This is a genomic window from Methylobacterium sp. Leaf399 (genome assembly GCF_001424525.1).
GTDB lineage: Bacteria > Pseudomonadota > Alphaproteobacteria > Rhizobiales > Beijerinckiaceae > Methylobacterium.
In genome coordinates this window covers 115002-134390 of sequence record NZ_LMQK01000001.1, presented here as the reverse complement: position 1 = coordinate 134390, position 19389 = coordinate 115002, and the positions used below count along the sequence as shown (strand labels likewise).

15 protein-coding genes are annotated in these 19389 nt (G+C 70.9%); 12 read left to right on the top strand and 3 right to left on the bottom strand.

Annotation, left to right across the window (positions count from 1 at the left end):
* Positions 1–131 precede the first annotated feature (131 nt).
* The gene (locus ASG40_RS00645; RefSeq protein WP_055878904.1) at positions 132–731 is read left to right on the top strand and encodes a nitroreductase family protein; all 600 of its coding nucleotides are present in this window, start codon (positions 132–134) and stop codon (positions 729–731) included.
* 11 nt (positions 732–742) lie between these two features.
* Positions 743–2362 (top strand): AMP-binding protein, encoded by a 1620-nt coding sequence (locus ASG40_RS00640; protein ID WP_055878900.1) that lies wholly within the window; start codon positions 743–745, stop codon positions 2360–2362.
* 76 nt (positions 2363–2438) lie between these two features.
* On the opposite strand, the gene ASG40_RS00635 is transcribed toward ASG40_RS00640, so the two are convergent.
* Positions 2439–2963 (bottom strand): Rrf2 family transcriptional regulator, encoded by a 525-nt coding sequence (locus ASG40_RS00635; RefSeq protein ID WP_244480494.1) that lies wholly within the window; start codon positions 2961–2963, stop codon positions 2439–2441.
* A 95-nt stretch (positions 2964–3058) separates the two neighbouring features.
* On the opposite strand from ASG40_RS00635, the gene hmpA reads away from it, so the two are divergent.
* The 3 genes from hmpA (at position 3059) to ASG40_RS00620 (ending at position 8830) form a co-directional block, all read left to right on the top strand.
* Positions 3059–4300, top strand: coding sequence for an NO-inducible flavohemoprotein (hmpA, locus tag ASG40_RS00630; RefSeq protein WP_055881012.1), 1242 nt, complete (start codon positions 3059–3061; stop codon positions 4298–4300).
* Positions 4301–4555: 255 nt separating this feature from the next.
* Positions 4556–5962 (top strand): adenosylhomocysteinase, encoded by a 1407-nt coding sequence (ahcY, locus tag ASG40_RS00625; protein ID WP_156387538.1) that lies wholly within the window; start codon positions 4556–4558, stop codon positions 5960–5962.
* A gap of 315 nt (positions 5963–6277) precedes the next feature.
* Complete coding sequence (locus tag ASG40_RS00620) at positions 6278–8830, top strand: sensor histidine kinase (protein WP_055878893.1); 2553 nt, start codon at positions 6278–6280, stop codon at positions 8828–8830.
* A 33-nt stretch (positions 8831–8863) separates the two neighbouring features.
* Here the strand turns inward: ASG40_RS00620 and ASG40_RS00615 are convergent, their stop codons facing one another.
* Positions 8864–9319 carry a DUF3280 domain-containing protein gene (locus ASG40_RS00615; RefSeq protein WP_244472250.1) on the bottom strand — a complete coding sequence of 152 codons (456 nt, stop codon included), beginning with the start codon at positions 9317–9319 and terminating at the stop codon, positions 8864–8866.
* A 241-nt stretch (positions 9320–9560) separates the two neighbouring features.
* Positions 9561–10022 carry a GNAT family N-acetyltransferase gene (locus tag ASG40_RS00610; protein ID WP_338011762.1) on the bottom strand — a complete coding sequence of 154 codons (462 nt, stop codon included), beginning with the start codon at positions 10020–10022 and terminating at the stop codon, positions 9561–9563.
* Between the two features lie 187 nt (positions 10023–10209).
* Between ASG40_RS00610 and ASG40_RS00605 the strand changes: the two genes are divergently transcribed.
* The 7 genes from ASG40_RS00605 to ASG40_RS00575 all read left to right on the top strand — a co-directional run bounded on the left by ASG40_RS00605 (position 10210) and on the right by ASG40_RS00575 (position 19375).
* A complete protein-coding gene (locus ASG40_RS00605) occupies positions 10210–11514 on the top strand; it encodes a glycoside hydrolase family 5 protein (protein ID WP_055878887.1) in 1305 nt (434 codons plus the stop codon).
* 198 nt (positions 11515–11712) lie between these two features.
* Positions 11713–12606 carry a class I SAM-dependent methyltransferase gene (locus ASG40_RS00600; protein WP_055878882.1) on the top strand — a complete coding sequence of 298 codons (894 nt, stop codon included), beginning with the start codon at positions 11713–11715 and terminating at the stop codon, positions 12604–12606.
* A gap of 318 nt (positions 12607–12924) precedes the next feature.
* Positions 12925–14268 carry a glycosyltransferase family 2 protein gene (locus ASG40_RS00595; protein ID WP_338011755.1) on the top strand — a complete coding sequence of 448 codons (1344 nt, stop codon included), beginning with the start codon at positions 12925–12927 and terminating at the stop codon, positions 14266–14268.
* Complete coding sequence (locus ASG40_RS00590; protein ID WP_162243283.1) at positions 14261–15781, top strand: GumC family protein; 1521 nt, start codon at positions 14261–14263, stop codon at positions 15779–15781. Before ASG40_RS00595 ends, ASG40_RS00590 begins: the two co-directional genes overlap by 8 nt.
* Positions 15782–16062: 281 nt before the next feature.
* Complete coding sequence (locus ASG40_RS00585) at positions 16063–16890, top strand: polysaccharide deacetylase family protein (RefSeq protein ID WP_082523832.1); 828 nt, start codon at positions 16063–16065, stop codon at positions 16888–16890.
* Positions 16887–18170: a glycosyltransferase gene (locus ASG40_RS00580; RefSeq protein WP_244480493.1), complete on the top strand. Its 1284-nt coding sequence runs from the start codon at positions 16887–16889 to the stop codon at positions 18168–18170. The genes ASG40_RS00585 and ASG40_RS00580 overlap by 4 nt, the downstream gene beginning before the upstream one ends.
* 5 nt (positions 18171–18175) lie before the next feature.
* On the top strand, positions 18176–19375 hold the full coding sequence (locus ASG40_RS00575) for a glycosyltransferase family 4 protein (RefSeq protein ID WP_055878872.1): 1200 nt from the start codon (positions 18176–18178) through the stop codon (positions 19373–19375).
* Positions 19376–19389 lie beyond the last annotated feature (14 nt).

Below are 19389 nucleotides of genomic sequence, written 5' to 3'. Positions count from 1 at the left end.
GCCCATAAGATGACGATATCGCTAACGGGAACGGCGCGATCCGCACGGGGTTTGCGCTCCGGGGCGGATGTCGTGCATGCGGTGTCCCGTCGACCCCGCCGCATCGCGCGGCCGCCATCCGGAGATCGCCCGTGACGTCTTCCAACCCGCGCCGGCCCGACCACGAGATCGATCCGCTCTTCATCGAGCGGTGGTCGCCTCGCGCCTTCACGGGAGAGGCGGTGCCGGAGGCCGAGCTGCTGCGGATGTTCGAGGCGGCGCGCTGGGCGCCTTCGGCCTACAACTCGCAGCCCTGGCGCTTCCTCTACGCCCTGCGCGACGCGGCCCATTGGCCGGTGTTCTTCGACCTCCTGGTGCCCGGAAACCAGAAGTGGGTGAAGGACACCGGCGCCATCGTGATCCTGGTGTCGAGCACGCACATGAAGGCGGGCGACGAGCTGAAGCCGTCCTGGAGCCATTCCCTCGATGCCGGCGCGGCCTCGGCCAACTTCCAGCTCCAGGCGATCCGCCAGGGGTGGCACGCCCACGGCATGACCGGGTTCGACCGGGAGCGGGCGGTCGCCGCCCTCAACGTGCCCGCCGACCACCGGGTCGAGGCGGCCTACGGCGTCGGGCGCGCGGTGGCGCGGGCCGAGCTCACGCCCGAGCAGGTCGCCAAGGAGACGCCGAACGGACGCCGGCCGATCACCGACTTCGTCCATGCCGGCGGCTTCAAGCCCGCCGGGACGTGAGCGCTTCCGCCATGCTGGCCAGCGCGCCCGATTACGACCGCCTCGTCGCCGGCTTCGCCTGGGCGATCCCGGAGCGGTTCAACATCGGCGTCGACGTCTGCGACCGCTGGGGGCTGCGCGAGCCGCAGCGCCCGGCGATCGTCGAGGTTGGCGGCGACGGCACCGTGGCGGCCACCACTTTCGGCGCGCTCAAGGCGGGGTCCGACGCCCTGGCCGCTGGCCTGGTGGCCGTGGGGATCGCGCCGGGCGAGCGCATCGGCATTCTGTTGCCGCAATCGGCCGCCGTCGTCGTGGCCCATGCGGCGGCCTACAAGATCGGCGCCATCGCCCTGCCGCTGGCCGGCCTGTTCGGCCCCGAGGCGCTGCGATACCGCCTCGCCGATGCGGGTGCGCGGGTCCTGATCACCGACGCGCCCGGCCTCGCCAAGCTGGCCGCCATCCGCGCCGACCTGCCCGCTCTGGCCCATGTCGTCTCGACGGACGGCGCGGCGCAGGGCGTCCTCGGCTGGGACGACCTCCTCGCTTCGGCGCCGGCGGGGTTCCGCCCGCGCGACACCCTGGCCGACGATCCGGCCCTGATGATCTACACCTCCGGCACCACCGGCCTCGCCAAGGGTGCGCTCCACGCCCATCGGGTGCTGCTCGGCCACCTGCCGGGCTGGGCGATGATGCACGACTTTCCCCCGAGACCCGGCGACCTGATGTGGACGCCCTCGGACTGGGCCTGGGCCGGCGGCCTCCTCAACGTCCTGATGCCGAGCCTGCACCACGGTGTGCCGGTGGTGGCCCGCCCTACCGCCCGGTTCGATCCCGAGGGCGCGTTCCGGTTCATCGCCGACCAGGGCATCACCAACGTGTTCCTGCCCCCCACCGCGCTCAGGATGCTGCGCGGCGTGCCCGATCCGCGCGGGCGCTTCGACCTCTCGGCCCTGCGCAACATCGCCTCGGCCGGCGAGGCGCTGGGGCCCGAGACCTTCGCCTGGGCGCGCAGCGAACTCGGGTTGACCATCGGCGAGGCCTACGGCCAGACCGAGTGCAACCTCGTGCTGGCCGCGTGCCGGGCCGCCGGCGTGGCGCGGCCGGGGTCCACCGGGCGCCCGGTGCCGGGCCACCGCGTGATGATCCAGCGCCCCGACGGCCGCGAGACGGAGGTCGACGAAGTCGGCGAGATCGCGGTGGCCCGGCCCGACCCGGTGATGTTCCTGTCTTACTGGAACCAGCCCGAGGCCACCGCCGCCAAGTTTCGCGGCGACTGGATGCTCACCGGCGATACCGCCCGGCGCGACGCCGACGGCTACGTCCACTTCGTCGGCCGCGAGGACGACCTCATCACCTCGGCCGCCTACCGCATCGGCCCCACCGAGATCGAGGACTGCCTCCTGCGCCACCCGGCCGTCGCCCTGGCGGCGGCGGTGGGCAAGCCCGATGCGCTGCGCACCGAGATCGTGAAGGCGTTCGTGGTGCTGCGCGACGGATTTTCGGCGAGCGACGCCCTGGCGGACGAGATCCAGGCCTTCGTGCGCACCCGGCTCTCCGCCCACGAGTACCCGCGCGAGATCGCGTTTCGCGACAGCCTGCCGATGACGACGACCGGCAAGATCATCCGGCGGCAGCTGCGCGACGAGGGGTGAGCGATCTCGGTCGCCCCGGTGTGTTCGACCGGACCTTCATACCCCTCCCCACGAGGCGGAAGCGAGGCGCTCGCATTCATCCACGCTCGTCACGCGATCCCGTATCGGGCGTCGGCGCGGTGCCCCCGGCGTCGGATCGGGGCGCCGCGGCGCCCTTCCCGCCGACGACCGGCAACCCGAGAAGCATGGCCAGATCCGGTGCCGCGCCGTCCCCGAGCAGGTCGGCCAGGGTGTAGCCGTCGAGCACGGCGAGGAAGGCGGCCAGGGCCTCGCCCAAGGCACGGCGCAGGCGGCATGGCGCCGTGATGGCGCAGGCGCCCCCGGAGAAACACTCCACCAGGGCGAGGTCCTCCTCCGTCTGCCGCACGACGGCGCCCACGACGATCTCGGCGGGCGGACGGGCGAGCCGCAGGCCGCCGCCGCGGCCGCGCAGGGTGTGGACGAGGCCGAGCCGCCCGAGCTGGTGCACGACCTTGGTGAGGTGGCTCTCCGAGATCCCATAGGCGCGCGCGATCTCGGCGATCGAGCTCAAGCCGGTGTCGTTGAGCCCGAGATAGATCAGGGTGCGGAGGGAGTAATCTGTGTAGCGAGTGAGGCGCATGGCCACCTCCTACAGGCTTTCGAAGATACATTCTGCTTGCATCTTTTGCATCTCGGCTCCAAAGGTTCATTGTAAATGAACCTTTGGAGCTCGCCGTGTCCCAGCCGCTGACGCCCGCCACCGTCGCCCTCATCAAGGCCACCGTTCCCGCCCTGGAGGCCCATGGCCTCACCATCACGAAGCGGATGTACGAGCGCCTGTTCCAGGACCCGGCGATGCGCGACCTCTTCAACCAGTCGCACCATGGCGAGAACGGCTCGCAGCCCAAGGCGCTCGCCCTGGCGGTCCTGGCCTATGCCCGACACATCGACGACCTCGGAGCCATGAGCGGGGCCGTGGAGCGGATCGCCCAGAAGCATGTCGCCCTCAACATCCTGCCCGAGCATTATCCCTTCGTGGCCGACGCGCTGCTCGGCGCGATCCAGGACGTGCTCGGTGACGCCGCCACGGCGGAGATCTGCGCGGCCTGGGGCGAGGCCTACTGGTTCCTGGCGCATATCCTGATCGGCCGGGAGGCCGCCATCGCCCGCGACCTGGCGCACAAGCCCGGCGGCTGGAACGGGTGGCGCGACTTCGTCATCGAATCGGTGGCCGAGGAAAGCGAGACGATCCGCTCCTTCGTGCTGGCGCCGCGCGACGGCCTGCCCGTCCTGCGCCACGAGCCCGGGCAGTACCTCGGCTTCCTCCTCGACCTGCCGGGGCGGGGGGTGCTCAAGCGCAACTACTCGATCTCCTGCGCGCCGAACGACCGCGCCTACCGCATCACGGTCAAGCGCGAGGGCGGCGTCGGCCAGCCCGCCGGGATCGTCTCGCACTGGCTGCACGCGCAGGCCGGGCCGGGCACGGCGATGCGGGTGGCGCCACCGGCCGGCGAGTTCTTCCTTGACCGTTCGAGTGACGCACCGGTCGTGCTCATCAGCGGCGGCGTCGGCCTGACGCCGATGCTGAGCATGCTGGAGACGCTGGTGCAGAGCGGCGACGCGCGTCCGGTCTGGTACGTCCACGGCGCCCTGAACGGGCGCGTCCACGCGATGCGCGAGCATGTCCGCACCCTGGCCGCCCGGTCGGGCAACGTCCGGCTGCAGACCTTCTACGCCGCGCCGGAGGCCGGCGACCGACCGGGCGTCGACTACGACGTCCCCGGCCTCGTCACCGCCGATTGGCTCGCGGCCCGCACGCCGCTCGGCGAGGCGACCTACTACCTGTGCGGCCCCAAGCCGTTCCTGGCGGCCCTCGTCAACGGCCTCGCCCGCCACGGCGTGCCCGCCGAGCGGGTGAAATTCGAGTTCTTCGGCCCCGCCGACGAACTGCTGGAGGAGCCCCGCCAGGCCGCGTGACTCCGGCGGCACGGCGGATCGTCCGCGAGGGGATCGGGCCGGGCGGTCCGGTCCCTTTTTTTGTCGCTGCCGCCCGGTGCGTCTCGTTCGTGGACCGGGCGCGTCGTCACGCCGGCCGGCACCCGCTGCGCCGACCCGCCGACCTCGAGGTTCGCATAAAGACATCTTTATGTCTTGATTGCTTCCTACCCCGGCGCCTGCTAGAGGCTCAGCCCAAGCGCAACGCGAGACGAGAGAGCGAACCACATGGCCCAGATTTCCCCGGCCCAGGATTACATCGTCAAGGACATCGGCCTGGCCGAGTACGGCCGCAAGGAGATCTCGATCGCCGAGACCGAGATGCCCGGCCTGATGGCCACGCGTGAGGAATACGGTGCGTCGCAGCCCCTCAAGGGCGCAAAGATCGCCGGCTCGCTGCACATGACGATCCAGACCGCGGTGCTGATCGAGACGCTCAAGGCTCTCGGCGCCGACATCCGCTGGGTGTCCTGCAACATCTATTCGACCCAGGACCACGCCGCCGCGGCCATCGCCGCCGCCGGCATCCCGGTGTTCGCCATCAAGGGCGAGACCCTGGAGGAGTACTGGGACTACACGTCGAAGCTGTTCGACTGGCATGGCGGCGGCATGCCGAACATGATCCTCGACGACGGCGGCGACGCCACCATGTTCGTCCACCTGGGCCTGCGTGCCGAGAACGGCGACACCGCCTTCCTCGACAAGCCCGAGTCGGAAGAGGAGGAGGTGTTCTTCGCCCTCCTGAAGAAGAAGCTCGCCGAGAAGCCCAAGGGCTGGTTCGCGGGCCTGGCCGAGTCGATCAAGGGCGTCTCGGAAGAGACCACCACCGGCGTCCACCGCCTCTACAACCTCGCCAAGGAGGGCAAGCTGCTCTTCCCGGCGATCAACGTGAACGACGCCGTCACCAAGTCGAAGTTCGACAACCTCTACGGCTGCAAGGAGTCCCTCGTCGACGGCATCCGTCGCGGCACCGACGTCATGATGGCCGGCAAGGTCGCCATGGTCGCGGGCTTCGGCGACGTCGGCAAGGGGTCTGCCGCCTCCCTGCGCAACGCCGGCTGCCGCGTCCTGATCTCGGAGATCGACCCGATCTGTGCCCTCCAGGCCGCCATGGAAGGCTACGAGGTCGTGACGATGGAAGACGCGGCCCCCCGCGCCGACATCTTCGTGACCGCCACGGGCAACAAGGACATCATCACGATCGACCACATGCGCGCCATGAAGGACCGCGCGATCGTGTGCAACATCGGCCACTTCGACAACGAGATCCAGGTCGTCGGCCTGAAGAACATGACCTGGTCCAACATCAAGCCGCAGGTGGACGAGATCACCTTCCCCGACGGCCACCGCATCATCCTCCTGTCGGAGGGGCGCCTGGTGAACCTTGGCAACGCCACCGGCCACCCGTCCTTCGTGATGTCGGCCTCCTTCACCAACCAGACCCTGGCCCAGATCGAACTCTGGACCAACCCGGGCAAGTACGAGCGTCAGGTCTACACGCTGCCCAAGGCGCTGGACGAGAAGGTGGCCATGCTCCACCTCGAGAAGATCGGCGTGAAGCTCTCCAAGCTCCGCCCCGATCAGGCCGCCTACATCGGCGTGTCGCAGACCGGCCCGTTCAAGCCGGATCACTACCGCTACTGATACTGACGGTGGGGCGGCCCCGGCCGCCTCGGTCCGCTGCGTGACGGAAAAGCCCGGCTCGATGCCGGGCTTTTTTCGTGTCCGGGGCCGCGCCGCCGGGGGCGGGCGAGGGCGTCCGGTGTGTCTTTTCTGCGGCCTCCCGGCGGCACGTGATCCGGTTCGGGTCAAAGTTAAGCTTCGCCCCCTTCCTGCGGGATTCCGGCTCGCGCTAGTGTGGGTCGGAGTCGCCGGATACGGCGAGTCGCCAGCCGATGACGGGGTCGGTCTGTTGCGACGTGGTGGCGCCTCATCGGCAGGTCGTGGAGGCGGGGCGAAATGTGGGTCGATCGAGCGGTGCAGATCAGGGTCTGCATCGGCGCTCTGCTCGTCGGTGCGTCCGGCGCTTCCGCCCTGGCCGCTGGCCCGGGCGCGACGACCCAGGCAACCGCGGCCCCGGCAACCGCGGCCCCGGGAACCACGTCCCTAGGAACGACCTGGGCCACCGACGTCATACAGCACACCCACAACGCCGCCGGTCTCGCGATCCTGATCGGCCTCACGGTGTTCGCCACCATCCTCTCGCTGCTGCACATGCGCGAGCGGTCGCGCTGGACCCGGCGCGAGGGTGACCTCGCCTCGGAGCTCGCCCGCCTGCACGGGTCGCACGACCTCGCCGAACTGCTGCTCAACGCCGAGCGCCAGGTCATCGTGACCTGGGCCGGGCGGGGCGATCCCGTGATCGAGGGCGACGTGACGCTGGCCCTGCCCGAGGGTCGTAGCCTCGCCGGCGGGTCCGAGCGCATCCTCGCCTTCTCGACCTGGCTCGCGGCGAGCGACGCCGGAGCCCTCGATGCCGCCGTGCTCGCCCTGCGCGAGCGCGGGACCGGTTTTCGCCTGAGCCTGCGCGCCCAGGACGGCCGCTACATGGAGGCGCACGGCCAGGCGCTCGCCGGCCGCGCCCTGCTGCGCCTGCGCGAGACCAGCGAGGAGCGCCGCCAGCTCAACGAGTTGCGCCACCGCCTCGACGAGGCCAAGCGCGGCCTCTCGGCCCTCTCGAACCTGCTCGACGCGATTCCCCAACCGGTCTGGCAGCGCGACCAGGACGGGGCCCTGGCCTGGGTGAACACCGCCTATGTCGCCGCCGTGGAGGCCCCGAGCCGCGAGGGCGCCGTCGTCGCCGGCATCGAGCTCCTGGACCGGCAGGCCCGCGAGATGATCGCCCGGCACGACGGCGCACGGCCGGGCTCGGGCGCGCGCGGCGCCTTCCGCCTGTCGGCGGTGGTGGCCGGCGGCCGGCGCAACCTCGACGTCACCGAATCGGTGATCGAGGGCGGCCGGGTCGGCATCGCCGTGGACGTCTCCGAGCTCGAGAGCGTGCGCGCCGACCTGCAACGCCAGATGGACGCCAACGTCCGCACCCTCGACCAGCTGCCCACCGCCGTGGCGATGTTCGACGCCCGCCAGCGCCTCATCTTCCACAACGCCGCCTATCGGCACCTGTGGGGCCTCGACCAATCCTTCCTCGAGCAGCGGCCCCTCGACGGCGAGATCCTCGACCACCTGCGCGCCTCGCGAAAGCTTCCCGAGCAGGCGGATTTCAAGTCCTGGAAATCGGACGTGCTCGCCGCCTACCGGGCGGTGGAGGCCAACGAGACCTGGTGGTACCTGCCCGACGGTCGCTCCCTGCGCGTGGTCGCCGACCCCAACCCCCAGGGCGGCCTGACCTACCTGTTCGACGACGTCTCCGAGAGCGTGAAGCTCGAATCCCGCTACAACGCCCTGATGCGGGTGCAGGCCGAGACGCTCGACACCCTCAAGGAGCCGGTGGCCGTGTTCGGGGCCGATGGCCGCCTCACCTTCGCCAACCGCGCCTTCGCCACCGCCTGGCGCCTCGACGCGGCGATGCTGGTGGAGCGGCCGCGGGTCGACGCGGTGATTGCGGCCTGCCGCATCCTGTCCCCGGACGAGGAGCCCTGGCTCGACATCCGTGCCGCCGTGACCGACCTCGAGACCCGCGCCGGGCTCACCTGCCGCCTGGAGATCGTCGACGGCACCGTGCTCGACTGCGCCACGCAGCCGCTGCCGGAGGGCGCCACCCTGCTCACGCTCATCGACGTCACCGCCAGCGTCAACGTGGAGCGGGCGCTCACCGAGAAGAACGACGCCCTGGAGCGCGCCTCGCTCCTGCGCGACACCTTCGTCCACCACGTCTCCTACGAGCTGCGCTCGCCGCTCACCAACATCATCGGTTTCACCCAGCTCCTCGGCGACGAGACCGTGGGCGCTCTCAACGACCGCCAGCGCGAGTACTCGGACCACATCATGCGCTCGTCCGGCGCCCTCCTCGTGATGATCAACGACATCCTCGACCTCGCCTCGATCGATGCGGGCTCCCTCGAACTGTCGCGGGAAGTGGTCGACGTGCGCGCCACGGTGGAGGCGGCGGTGCGCGGCCTCGAGGACCGGTTCGCGGAATCGGCGATCACCCTCGACCTCGCGGTGCCCGACGACATCGGCAGCTTCGTCGCGGACGGCAAGCGGGTGCGCCAGATCCTGTTCAACCTCCTCTCCAACGCGGTGGGTTTCTCCGCGCCGGGCCAGACCGTGCGGGTGGAGGCGCGCCGCGAGGGCGACGAACTCGTGCTGTCGGTGGCCGACCACGGCCGCGGCATGCCCGTCGACGTCGCCGCGCGGGTGTTCGACCGGTTCGAGAGCCATACCCTGGGCACCCGCCATCGCGGCGTCGGACTGGGCCTGTCGATCGTGCGCTCCTTCGTCGAGCTGCACGGCGGGCGCGTCGCCCTGGACTCGGCCCCCGGCGCCGGCACCCGCGTCACCTGCACCTTCCCGGTCACCGATCCCCTCGCCCACCGCGCCGCGGCCGAATGACGGCCCGGCGGTTCGGGTCGCCGACCGTCCGACCTACGGCGTCGGTGGCAGGCTGTTCTTGACGAGGTACTTGAGGCCACGGTCGAACGAGACGTCGTTGTCGCCTCTGATGTCGACGCTGTAGGCCTGCTCGGGTTTGTCGCTCCTGAGGTCCTTCACGTAGACGTTGATGTTCAGGATGAGGTTGGAGACCTTCTGGATCTCGCCCGTGACGGCGACGTCGGCACCCAGCGTCCTGGCGTAGTCCTCGGCGCAGCCGTTGCAGTTGCGCAGGCCCGCCCCCCGGGTGACCCGGTCCTCGACCGGGCCCGTGGACACGATCGCATAGCGACCGCTCTCCGACAGCAGCGACCGAAGCTGGTCGCTCAACGGCTTCAGGCGGGCCACATCCGCCTCGGTCGGCCCCTGAATTCCGAGGTTCGCGAGCTGGAAGTCGAAGACCGCGGCCTTGGGCGGCTCCGCATGGGCTCCGGTCATGGTCGCCAGCATGGCGCCGATGGAGATCGACAGCGTGCGAGCGATCGACAACGTGCGAGAGATCGTCATGGGCGGTCCTTCACGGTATTCGCGTTCTCGATGAACGCGCGTGACGGTCGATCGACCTCATGTTCCGGGAAACTCTCTCATCGAGACCTCCAATCGATCCGCCTCGCATCGGCGAGCCGCCGGGCCGAGAACGCTCCGGACGGCCTCCCGATACGCTCCAGCGGAAGGCCTTCGCGGAGCCTGCTCAGGGCTGGGCGCCCTTGCGCAGGGGCCTGGCGAAACGCTGGCCGGTGAGGGTGAAGCCGGTGGCGAGGCAGAAGGCCCGCGATTCCGGCCGGTCGGCATCGACCAGGGCTTCCAGGCTGGCGCAGCCCGCCATCCGCGCCGCCTGCGCCGCGGCCTTGAGGAGGAGCCGGCCGATGCCCCGGCGGCGGTCGTCGGGCGCCACCAGGAGCACCGTGATCTGGGCGACCGGGGCGCCGGATAGGAGGGTCCGGTACCAGTTCATTACCACGAGCCCGGAGGGCGGCCCCCATTCCACCGCGACGAGGGCCGCGGCCTGCTCGCGCCGCAGCGTCTCGAGACGGTCCGCCGCGTCGCGGGCCGACAGCGTCAGGCCGCAGGCGTCGAACAACTGCGACAACCCGGGGGCGTCGCCGGCCGCGGCGGCGCGGATCTCCAGGCCGTATCGTGTGCCCAAGCCCATCTCCGACCGCGAAAGGGCGCCGGCCATCGTCGCCGGTCCGGGCGCGCGCCGGTCGCCGAGCCTCCCGACCATATAGGCGGAGCGGGCCCGCACGGCGACGGGTCCGCGCGCGGCTCACGGCGTTGCGCTATCGGACACGGGCCGCCTATAGGGCGTCGGCACGACCGCCACCGATCGCAGGACCCTCATGTCCGCCCCTCCGAGCCGCCGCGCCGTTCTGTTGCCGCTCGCAGGGCTGGCCTGCCTTGCCCCCGCCGCCCTGAGCACACCGGTCCTGAGCGCCACGGTCTTGCAGCCGCCGGGCTCCGCCATCCCCGTGTTCCGGCGCGGCATCGGCGTTTCGCACGCGATGGGCTGGGCCGAGGTCGCTGACGACGGCTCCTATGCCGAGCCGCCGTTCTCGGGGCCGCGCTTCCGCTTCGACGGGCCGCAGCGCAGGGCGATCCGCACGGCCGGGTTCGACTTCGTCCGGCTCGCCGTCGACGTCGGCCCGTTCCTCGCCGCGGACGCAGCCAGGCGGGCGCGCATCGACCGCCGTCTCGTCGAGACCGTCGAGGCGCTGCTCGACGACGGCCTCGGGGTCGTGGTCGATCTCCATCCCAGCGACATGCATCCGGCCTACACGCCGACCGCGCTGACTGCGGGCGCCACGGCGCCGGCCTTTCTCGCCTACCTGGGTTTGGTGACCCGCACGGCCGCCAGCCTCGCCGCGCTGGTCGCACGGCGGCGCCCGGTGTCGGCGCCACGGCTCGCGTTCGAGCTGATGAACGAGCCGGAGATGTCGCAGACCGCATGGCAGCCGATGCTGGAGGCGGCCTACCGGGCGGCGCGCCAGGGCTCCACCACGCTGCCGCTCGTCCTCGGTGGCGGCGAGCAGAACGCGGCCGCCTCCCTGGACGCCCTCGACATCCGCCCCTTCGCGAACGATCCGGCGGTGCTGTACACGTTCCACAGCTACGAGCCCTGGCAGTTCACGCACCAGGGCGTGCAGGGCAACCCGGCCTATCCGTTCGACGCGGTGCCCTATCCGGCACCGGCGGGGTCGCCGGCGATGGAGCGGGCCACCGCTCTGCGGATCGCCGGCCTCCCGAGCGATGCGCTGCGGGCTGCGGGTGGGGCGGCGGCGGCCGGCGACGCCCTGCGCCGCTACAGCCGGTCCGGCTTCGACCGGGCCGCCCTCGACGCGATCTTTCGGAGGGTGAGCGCCTGGCGACAGGCGCAAAAGCTGCCCGCCCACGCGATCCTGCTCGGCGAGTTCGGGGCTCACCTCACGCCCTACCAGCGCACCGACGAGGGAGCGGCGGCGCGCACCCGCTGGCTGCACGACATGCGGAACCTCGCCGAGGAGCACGGGTTCGCCTGGGCCGCCTGGACCTACGTCGGGAGCGGCGGCTTCGCCTTGGCCGACAGCGAGATCGGCCCCGGCTTCGACCCGGCCACCGCCGGCGCGCTCGGCCTCGCCGCGAGCGGTGCGAACCCGACGCGTCCCTGATCGCAGCGCGGATCGCGGCAACGGTTTCTTGACCGCGATTCCCGTCCGGCGCCGGCACCGATCCTCGCATCGCGGTCCCGGCGCGGCGATTGCGGCATGGGCCCATCGAAGGGCCGGGTCAGTCTCGAAACGGCACGGTCCCGTCCGGCCGTGACGCGTCGATGCAGCCGGCATCCCCATCAGCGACGAGACATCGAGATGCACGCCGTCAAGAACCTGATCTTCCATGGTGTCGGCCTTGGCGCCATGGGCCTCGCGGCCGCCCGTCACCGCATCGGCGGCTATCGCAGGCCCACCGATTTTGCGTCGGAGGACCTGACGCAGGCGATCGCGCACGTCGTCGAGATCGTCCAGGATTGGAACGACACCCTGTCCCGCCTCGGCACGCATCCGCGCAGCGTCCGGGGCCTCGACGTCCTGGAACTCGGGCCCGGGGCCACCCTCGGCACCGGCGTCCTGCTCCGTGGATTCGGCGCTTCGTCCTACCTCGCCGTCGACGTCAACGAGCTGGCCGCGCAGACGCCCTCGGCCTTCTACCGCATGATCGCCGAGGCGCCGCTCCCCGACGGATGCGATCCCGCCATCGTGCGCGCCGTCGCCGAGTCTCTCGCGCAAGGGCAGGACGCGGGCGTCGGCTATGCGACGGACCCGGACTTCGACATCGTGCGTGCGGCGGCCGGCCGGACCTTCGACGTGGTGGTCAGCAACGCGGCGTTCGAGCACTTCGACGACGTCGATGCGGTGATCGCCGACCTCGGCCCGGTCATGAGGCCTGGGGCGGTCTTCATCGCGATGGTGGATTTCCAGACCCATTCCCGCTGGGTCCGCCGCGTCGATCCCAACAGCATCTACCGCATTGGCCCGTCCCTCTATCGCGCCATGACGTTCCCGGGGCAGCCCAACCGCCTGCGGCCGCGCGACTACCTGGAGTCCCTCGCCCGCCACGGCTGGAGGGACGCGCAGGTGCATCCCGTCGACCGGGCGCCCCCGGACTACCTCGCGTGGAGCCGACGCTCGCTGGCCGCTGACTATCGCGACGACGAGGCCCGCATGGACGTGCTGACCGGGATCGTCACCGCGCGAAAGCCCTGAACGCTCATGCCGGGCCGGGCCGGGCGAGTCGCAAGCCGGCCGTCACGCCCGGCCGTCCTGCGACCCCGGTTGCCATGGCCCGTGACCGGTGGATCTCGGTAATCATGTCTCGCATTTTAGAGAAACGAACCCTCACGACGGAGCGTTCACGGCAGTCATGGACAAAATTAACCCGTGAACGCTGATTAACGACAGTTTAACTCGGCAAAGTAACGACAATGATCGGTCGAAATATCGCATAAATTTACCTCGTCTCGATCCTGGGCTTTGCGTAAGGCCGTTGGGATGGCAAGAGTTGCACTAGGCAGGACCGATGTGATGATGAGCTCCGACAGGAACGACGACATTCAGGAGCCCGGTCCGACATCCGGTAACGCTCCGTCCGTCACCATCGTCATCAAGGCTCTCAACGAGGAGCGCTGCATCGCCCGCGCCATCGACAGCGCGATGGCGGCGCTGGCCGCCGCGGGGGTCACGGACGGGGAGGTGATCCTCGCCGACAGCCGCTCCGCGGATAGGACCGTCGCGATCGCGACGGCGCGCGGCATTGCCGTCGCGCGCCTGTCGGATGCTGTGCCGCGTAGCTGCGGCATCGGTCCCCAGCTCGGCTACCAGCACGCGCGCGGCGACATGGTGTGCCTGATCGACGGCGACATGGCGCTCGCCCCGGGGTTCTTGGTGGCGGCCCTCGCGTTCCTGCGCGAGCATCCCGCCGTCGCCGGCGTCGGCGGAACGGTGCGCGACGTCAACGTCGTCAACCTCGAGTTCGACCGTCGTGCCCGCCGCGGCGCGCCGGACCTGCGACCGGGCCCGGTCGACCGGCTCAACGGCGGCGGCCTGTACCGGCGCAGTGCCATCGCGTCGGTGGGCTACTTCAGCGATCGCAACCTGCACGGCTACGAGGAGTTCGATCTCGCCGTCCGCCTGCGCACGGCGGGCTGGTCGCTGCATCGCCTCGCCACACCCTTCGTGGATCATTACGGCCATACCATCGGCGGATACCCGCTGCTGATGCGCCGGATCACGAGCCGCTACCTCGACGGGATCGGCGAACTCCTGCGCGGCGCCCTGGGCAAGCCGCACCTCCGCACCACGTTGCGCGACCTGCCGGAAATCCGGCTGTGGCTGGCGGTCTACTTCGGCTGGGCGCTCGGGCTCCTGGCGGTGATCGCATTGCCGGCCGCCCTGGCACTCGCGGCCCTCGGTGCGCTCGTCCTGGTGCCGGTGGCGGGGATGAGCCTGCGCTACCGCTCGCTCGCCCTCGGCCTCTATGCCTTCGTCGCCTGGAACGCGCACGCCTTCGGCATGGCGCGCGGCTTCCTCCGGCCCAGGGTCGCGCCGGACCTGCCGATCGACGCCCTCTTCGTGCCGGGCAAGATCGTCTCCGGAGAGCTGCCGTCCGGCGAGCCCGCCATGGCGCGGACAGCCCCGCCCGCGCAAGGGGCGAGGTCCGGCAGGAGCGATGTTTCACGTGCAACGGCGTCGGCCCTGGGTGCCTGCATCCTGTGCCTGACGATGGCCGGCCACACGACGGCCGGCCCGGAACGGCACGGCGATGCGCTCCGCACGCAGATCGGCGGCGTCCGCGGCCTCGCGTCGCCCTCATCGGACGGTGGGCGTCGCCATGCGGTTCTCACGTCCTCGGACGATGCCGATGTATAAGTATTCGGAGCCCTCGCGGGACATGCCGCCGGCGCGGGGTCCGGCACGGACGCGCGGCGCGGCGGTGCCGGCCGTGGCACCCTACACCGTCACGCTGCCGCCGCTGACGCCGATGGTGCTCGCCTTCATGGTCTGGCGCCATCGGATCCAGGTCGCCGTCTTCGGGCTCGTGTTCGCTCTGCTCGGTCTCGCCTTCGGCGTCCTGGCGCCCGCGAAATACGCGGCCTTCACGCAACTCATCATCGATCCCACCGACCTGCGCGTCACCGACCGCAGCCTGCGGACGGCGAGCCAATACAGCGACGCGCTCATCGCCCAGGTCGAGAACGAGATCCGCGTCATCACCTCGTCCTCGGTGCTCGACCGGGTGGTCAGAGCGGAACGGCTCGACCGCGACGACGAGTTCGTCCCGAAGGGGTCGCCCGGCCTCCTGTCGGGGATCGCGACCTCCGTGCGCGGCCTGTTCGGCGCCGCCGAGCCGCAGCGCCAGCCCGCACCCGCGCTCACGGCGCTCCGCGCGCTCGACAAGGTCGTCAGCGCCAAGCGCGACGAGCGCACCTACGTGGTCACCATCGGCGCGACGAGTCGCGATCCGGACAAGGCGGTGCGGCTCGCCGACGCCGTCGTCGACGCCTACGTCACGGAGACGGCCCAGACCCGGGACGAGGTCAGCCGCAAGATCGCCGGCTCGCTCAACGACCGCATCGCGGAGCTCAAGAGCGCGGTGGAGCAGGCCGAGCAGCGGATCGAACGCTACAAACGCGCCAACAACATCGTCTCGGCCGTGGGCTCGAGCGTCACCGAGCAGCAGCTCGTCGCCGCGAGCACCCGCTACCAGGCCGCGGCCAACGCGGTGACGCAGGCGCAGTCGCGCTACCAGCAGGTCATGCAGGCCCGCGGCAGCGGCGATGTCGGTGCGATTCCCGACGCGCTCCAGTCCGCCACCGTGATGAACCTGCGCAGCCAGGTCACCGAGGTGCAGCGGCGCCTGAGCGACCTCTCCGCGACGCGGGGCCGCCGCCACCCCGAGGTGATCGAGATGACCGCGCAGGAGGCCACGGTGCGACGGGCCCTGAACGAGGAACTCGGCCGGATCGCGGTGGCCGCCAAGACCGACCTCGACCGGGCCCGGGCCGACGAGCGCGAGAACCAGCGGACATACGAGACGTTGAAGGCCGCCGTGAGTACCAAGGACGATGCCAGCGTGCGCCTGCGCGAACTCGAGCGCGACCTCCAGGCCAGCCGCTCGGTCTACGAGACCTTCCTCAACCGGACCAAGGAGGTCTCGGAGCAGACGAAGATCGACGAGGCCAACATCCGCGTGATCTCGCGGGCCCAGGTGCCGGAGCGGCGTTCGTATCCGCCGCGCACCCTCCTGCTCGTCATCGTCGGCCTGGTGGCGGGACTGGCCCTCGGGGTCGGGATCGCCATCGCGCGGGGCCTCATCCGCAAGAGCGGGATCACGCTGCGGCCGAACCGGATGCCCGGCGCCCTGTCGATCCGGCGGTCGTAGAGCGCCCGCGGGAACTGCAGCGACCGAGGGCGGGGTGGGAAGACGTCCCGCCGTCCGAGGCACCGATGTCCGCGACGGGTTCGTCCGGTCGCTGTCCCTGTCCCCGCACCGGGCCTCGGCCCGCGCGGGGCGACGATCCGACGATTCCGGGCGGAATGCGAGAAGAGGAGCGAGGCGGATGACGACGACCATCGAACGGCACCCCACCCACTCCAGGCCGCTCGCTTGCGGCCCCCTGCGGGAGATCGCCCGCCCTGATCGCGCGGCCCGGACGACGTGCCATGTCCGAGCGTAGCGGAGTCCGAACCCCGCCCGACCGTCCGGGCACGCCAGCCGGCGAACCGTTGCGACTGCGCCTCCGGCGCGCGGCGGCCCGGCTCGTGCGGACGCGCACGCAGCTCGTCCGGTTCTCCGAGCCGCTGGTCTCGTTCACCTTCGACGACGTGCTGGAGACGGCCTGCACGGTCGGTGCGCCGATCCTGGAGGAGGCCGGGGCGCGGGGCACGTTCTACTGCGCGGGCCATCTTCACGATGGCTGGACCGGACCGGCGCTGGCATCGCCCGATCAAGTCGTCGCCCTGCATCGCCGTGGCCACGAGATCGGCTGCCACACCTATACGCACCGGGCGGTGTCGGACCTATCGCGCGAAGCGCTGGCGGCGGACCTCGCCCGCAACCGGGCGCATTTCTCGGGGCTCGCGCCGGACATGGCGCTTTCCAACTTCGCCTATCCGTTCAACACCACGTCGCTGCGCGCCAAGCGGCAGCTGGAGCGATCGTTCGCGACCTGCCGCGCCGGTGTCCCCGGCGTCAACGCCGGCAGGATCGACCTCGGCTACCTGCGCGCCGTGGAACTGGCGGACGGCTTCGCCGACCGCGCCGCGATCCGGGCCTGGATCGCCCGCGCCGTGCGCGAGCGCGGCTGGCTGATCTTCTTCAGCCACGGCATCGCGCAGGTGCCCGAGCCGTGGGGCTGCCACCCGGACCTCCTGCGGTTCGCGGTGGCGGAGGCCGGGACGCAGGGCGCCCGCATCGTTCCCGTGGCCGAGGCCGTTCGCCGTGCCGCCGGGGGGACGACCGCCGAGCCGGAAAGGGCATTCCTCTCATGACCGCGGTCCTGACCGAGCCCGCGCGGCAGCGCGCGCATGCCGGCACCGAGCCGATGCGCCTCTTGTCGGTGAACAACTACCACTATCGCCGCGGCGGCGCCGAGGTGGTGTTCCTCGAACACAACCGGCTGATGCGCGAGACCGGGTGGGACGTCACCAGCTTCGCGATGAAGCATCCCAAGAACCTGCCCTCCGACTCGCAAGCCTCCTTCGTGGACGAGATCGAGTTCGGCCAGAGCTACGGAATGCTGCGCACCCTGCGCCAGGCCGCGACGCTGATCTATTCGTTCGAGGCCAGGGCGAAGCTGCGCCCCCTCATCGCCGCGCAGCGCCCCGACGTGGCGCATGTGCACAACATCTACCATCACATCTCGCCCTCCTTCCTGCCGCTCCTGAAGCAGGCGGGCATTCCGGTGGTGATGACGCTCCACGACCTCAAGATCGCCTGCCCGGCCTATACGATGCTGAGCCAGGGCAAGGTCTGCGAACGCTGTCGCGGCGGCAGGATCTACAACGTCGCCGTGCGACGCTGCGTCAAGAATTCCATCGCCCTGAGCGGGCTCGTCATGGTCGAGACGCTCATCCATCGGATGCTCGACATCTACGATCGCAACGTCGACCGCTTCGTCGTGCCGAGCCGGTTCTACATCGACAAGCTCGTCGAATGGGGCTGGCCCCGCGAGCGCTTCGTCCACATCCCGAACTTCGTCGACGTGAACGACTTCACCCCGAGCCATCTGCCGGGGGAGGGGTTCCTCTACGTCGGGCGGCTGAGCCCCGAGAAGGGTCTCGACACGCTCATCAAGGCCGCCGCCAAGGCGGGGCAGCGGGTGTCGCTGGTGGGAAGCGGCGCCATGGAGCCGCAGTTGCGCAGCCTCGCCGCCGAGACCGGGGGCGACGTGCGCTTCCTCGGCTACCTCACGGGCGAGGGCCTGCACGAGGCCATCCGGTCGAGCCGGGCCGTGGTGCTGCCCTCGACCTGGTACGAGAACGGACCGATCAGCCTGATGGAGGCCTACGCCCTCGGGCGCCCCGTCATCGGCACGCGCATCGGCGGCATCCCGGAGATGGTCCGCGAGGACGTCACCGGCCTGATCGTACCCCCCAGCGACGCCGATGCCCTCGCGGCGGCGATGACGCGGCTCGCCGCCATGCCGGCCGAGTCTGCCGCAGCCATGAGCCGGGCCGCCCGCGCCCTCGTGGAGGACGAGTTCTCGGTCGAGCGCTACCGCAGCCGCATCCTGTCCCTCTATGCAGACATCGCGCGAGGCCCGACGTGAGCGCCATGACGAGCCGGCCGTCTTCCTCGCCCCGCGTGCCGCTCCGCATCATGATGCTCGGCCTGCGCGGCATCCCCGACCTGCAGGGCGGGGTCGAACGGCATGTCCAGGAACTGGCGCAGCGCCTCGTGCGCTCGGGCTGTGCGGTCGAGGTGATCGGACGGGCGCGCTACCTCCCGTCGCGGCGTCCCTTCGACTGGCGCGGTGTGCGCGTCACGCCGCTGCCGTGCCCGCGCATGACCGTCCTCGAGGCGCTCGTGCATACGTTCCTCGGCGTGCTCTACGCCGCGTGGGTCCGGCCCGACATCCTCCACATCCACGCCATCGGTCCGAGCCTGCTCGTGCCGCTGGCGCGCGGCCTCGGTCTGCGGGTCGTCGTCACCCATCACGGCTTCGACTACGACCGCGAGAAATGGGGCCGCCTGGCGCGCGCGATGCTCCGTTTCGGGGAATGGGCCGGGATGCGTTTTGCCCACGGCCGCATCGCCGTCTCGCGCGACATCGCCTCGGTCGTCACCGCCCGCCACGCGGTGGCGGTGTCGCCGATCCCCAACGGCGTCACGGTCCATCCCGTGCCCCCGGAGGCCGGCACGCTCGACCGCTTCGGCCTCGAACGCGGCCGCTACGTCGTCATGGTGAGCCGCCTCGTGCCCGAGAAGCGCCACCTCGACCTGATCGAGGCCTTCGCCAGGGCCGACCTGCCCGGCTGGAAACTCGCCCTCGTGGGCGGCGCCGATCACGCGGACAGCTACTCGCGCCAGGTGCTCGACCGGGCGCAGCGGACGAAGGGGGTCGTCACCACGGGCTTCCAGACCGGTTCGGCGCTACAGGAGCTTCTGGCCCATGCCGGCCTGTTCGTGCTGCCGTCGAGCCACGAGGGGCTGCCCATCGCGCTTCTCGAGGCCCTGTCCTACGGAGTGCCGACCCTCTCCAGCGACATCCCGCCCAACCGCGAGGTCGGCTTGCCCGAGGCCTGCTACTTTCCGGTCAGGGACATCGGCGCGCTGACGAACGGCCTGGTCAGGGCCTGCAACCGCCTGCCGGACGAGGCCGAGCGCACCGAGAGCCGCGAGCGGATCCGCCGCGTCTTCGACTGGGAGGTCATCGCCGCGCGCACCCGCGAACTCTACATCACCGTCCGCGACGCCCCTTCTCCGCGCACGCGGGCTCCCGGCCGGGCGCCGCTCTCCCGCCCGGGCCCCTGAGCGCTCGGGGCCCT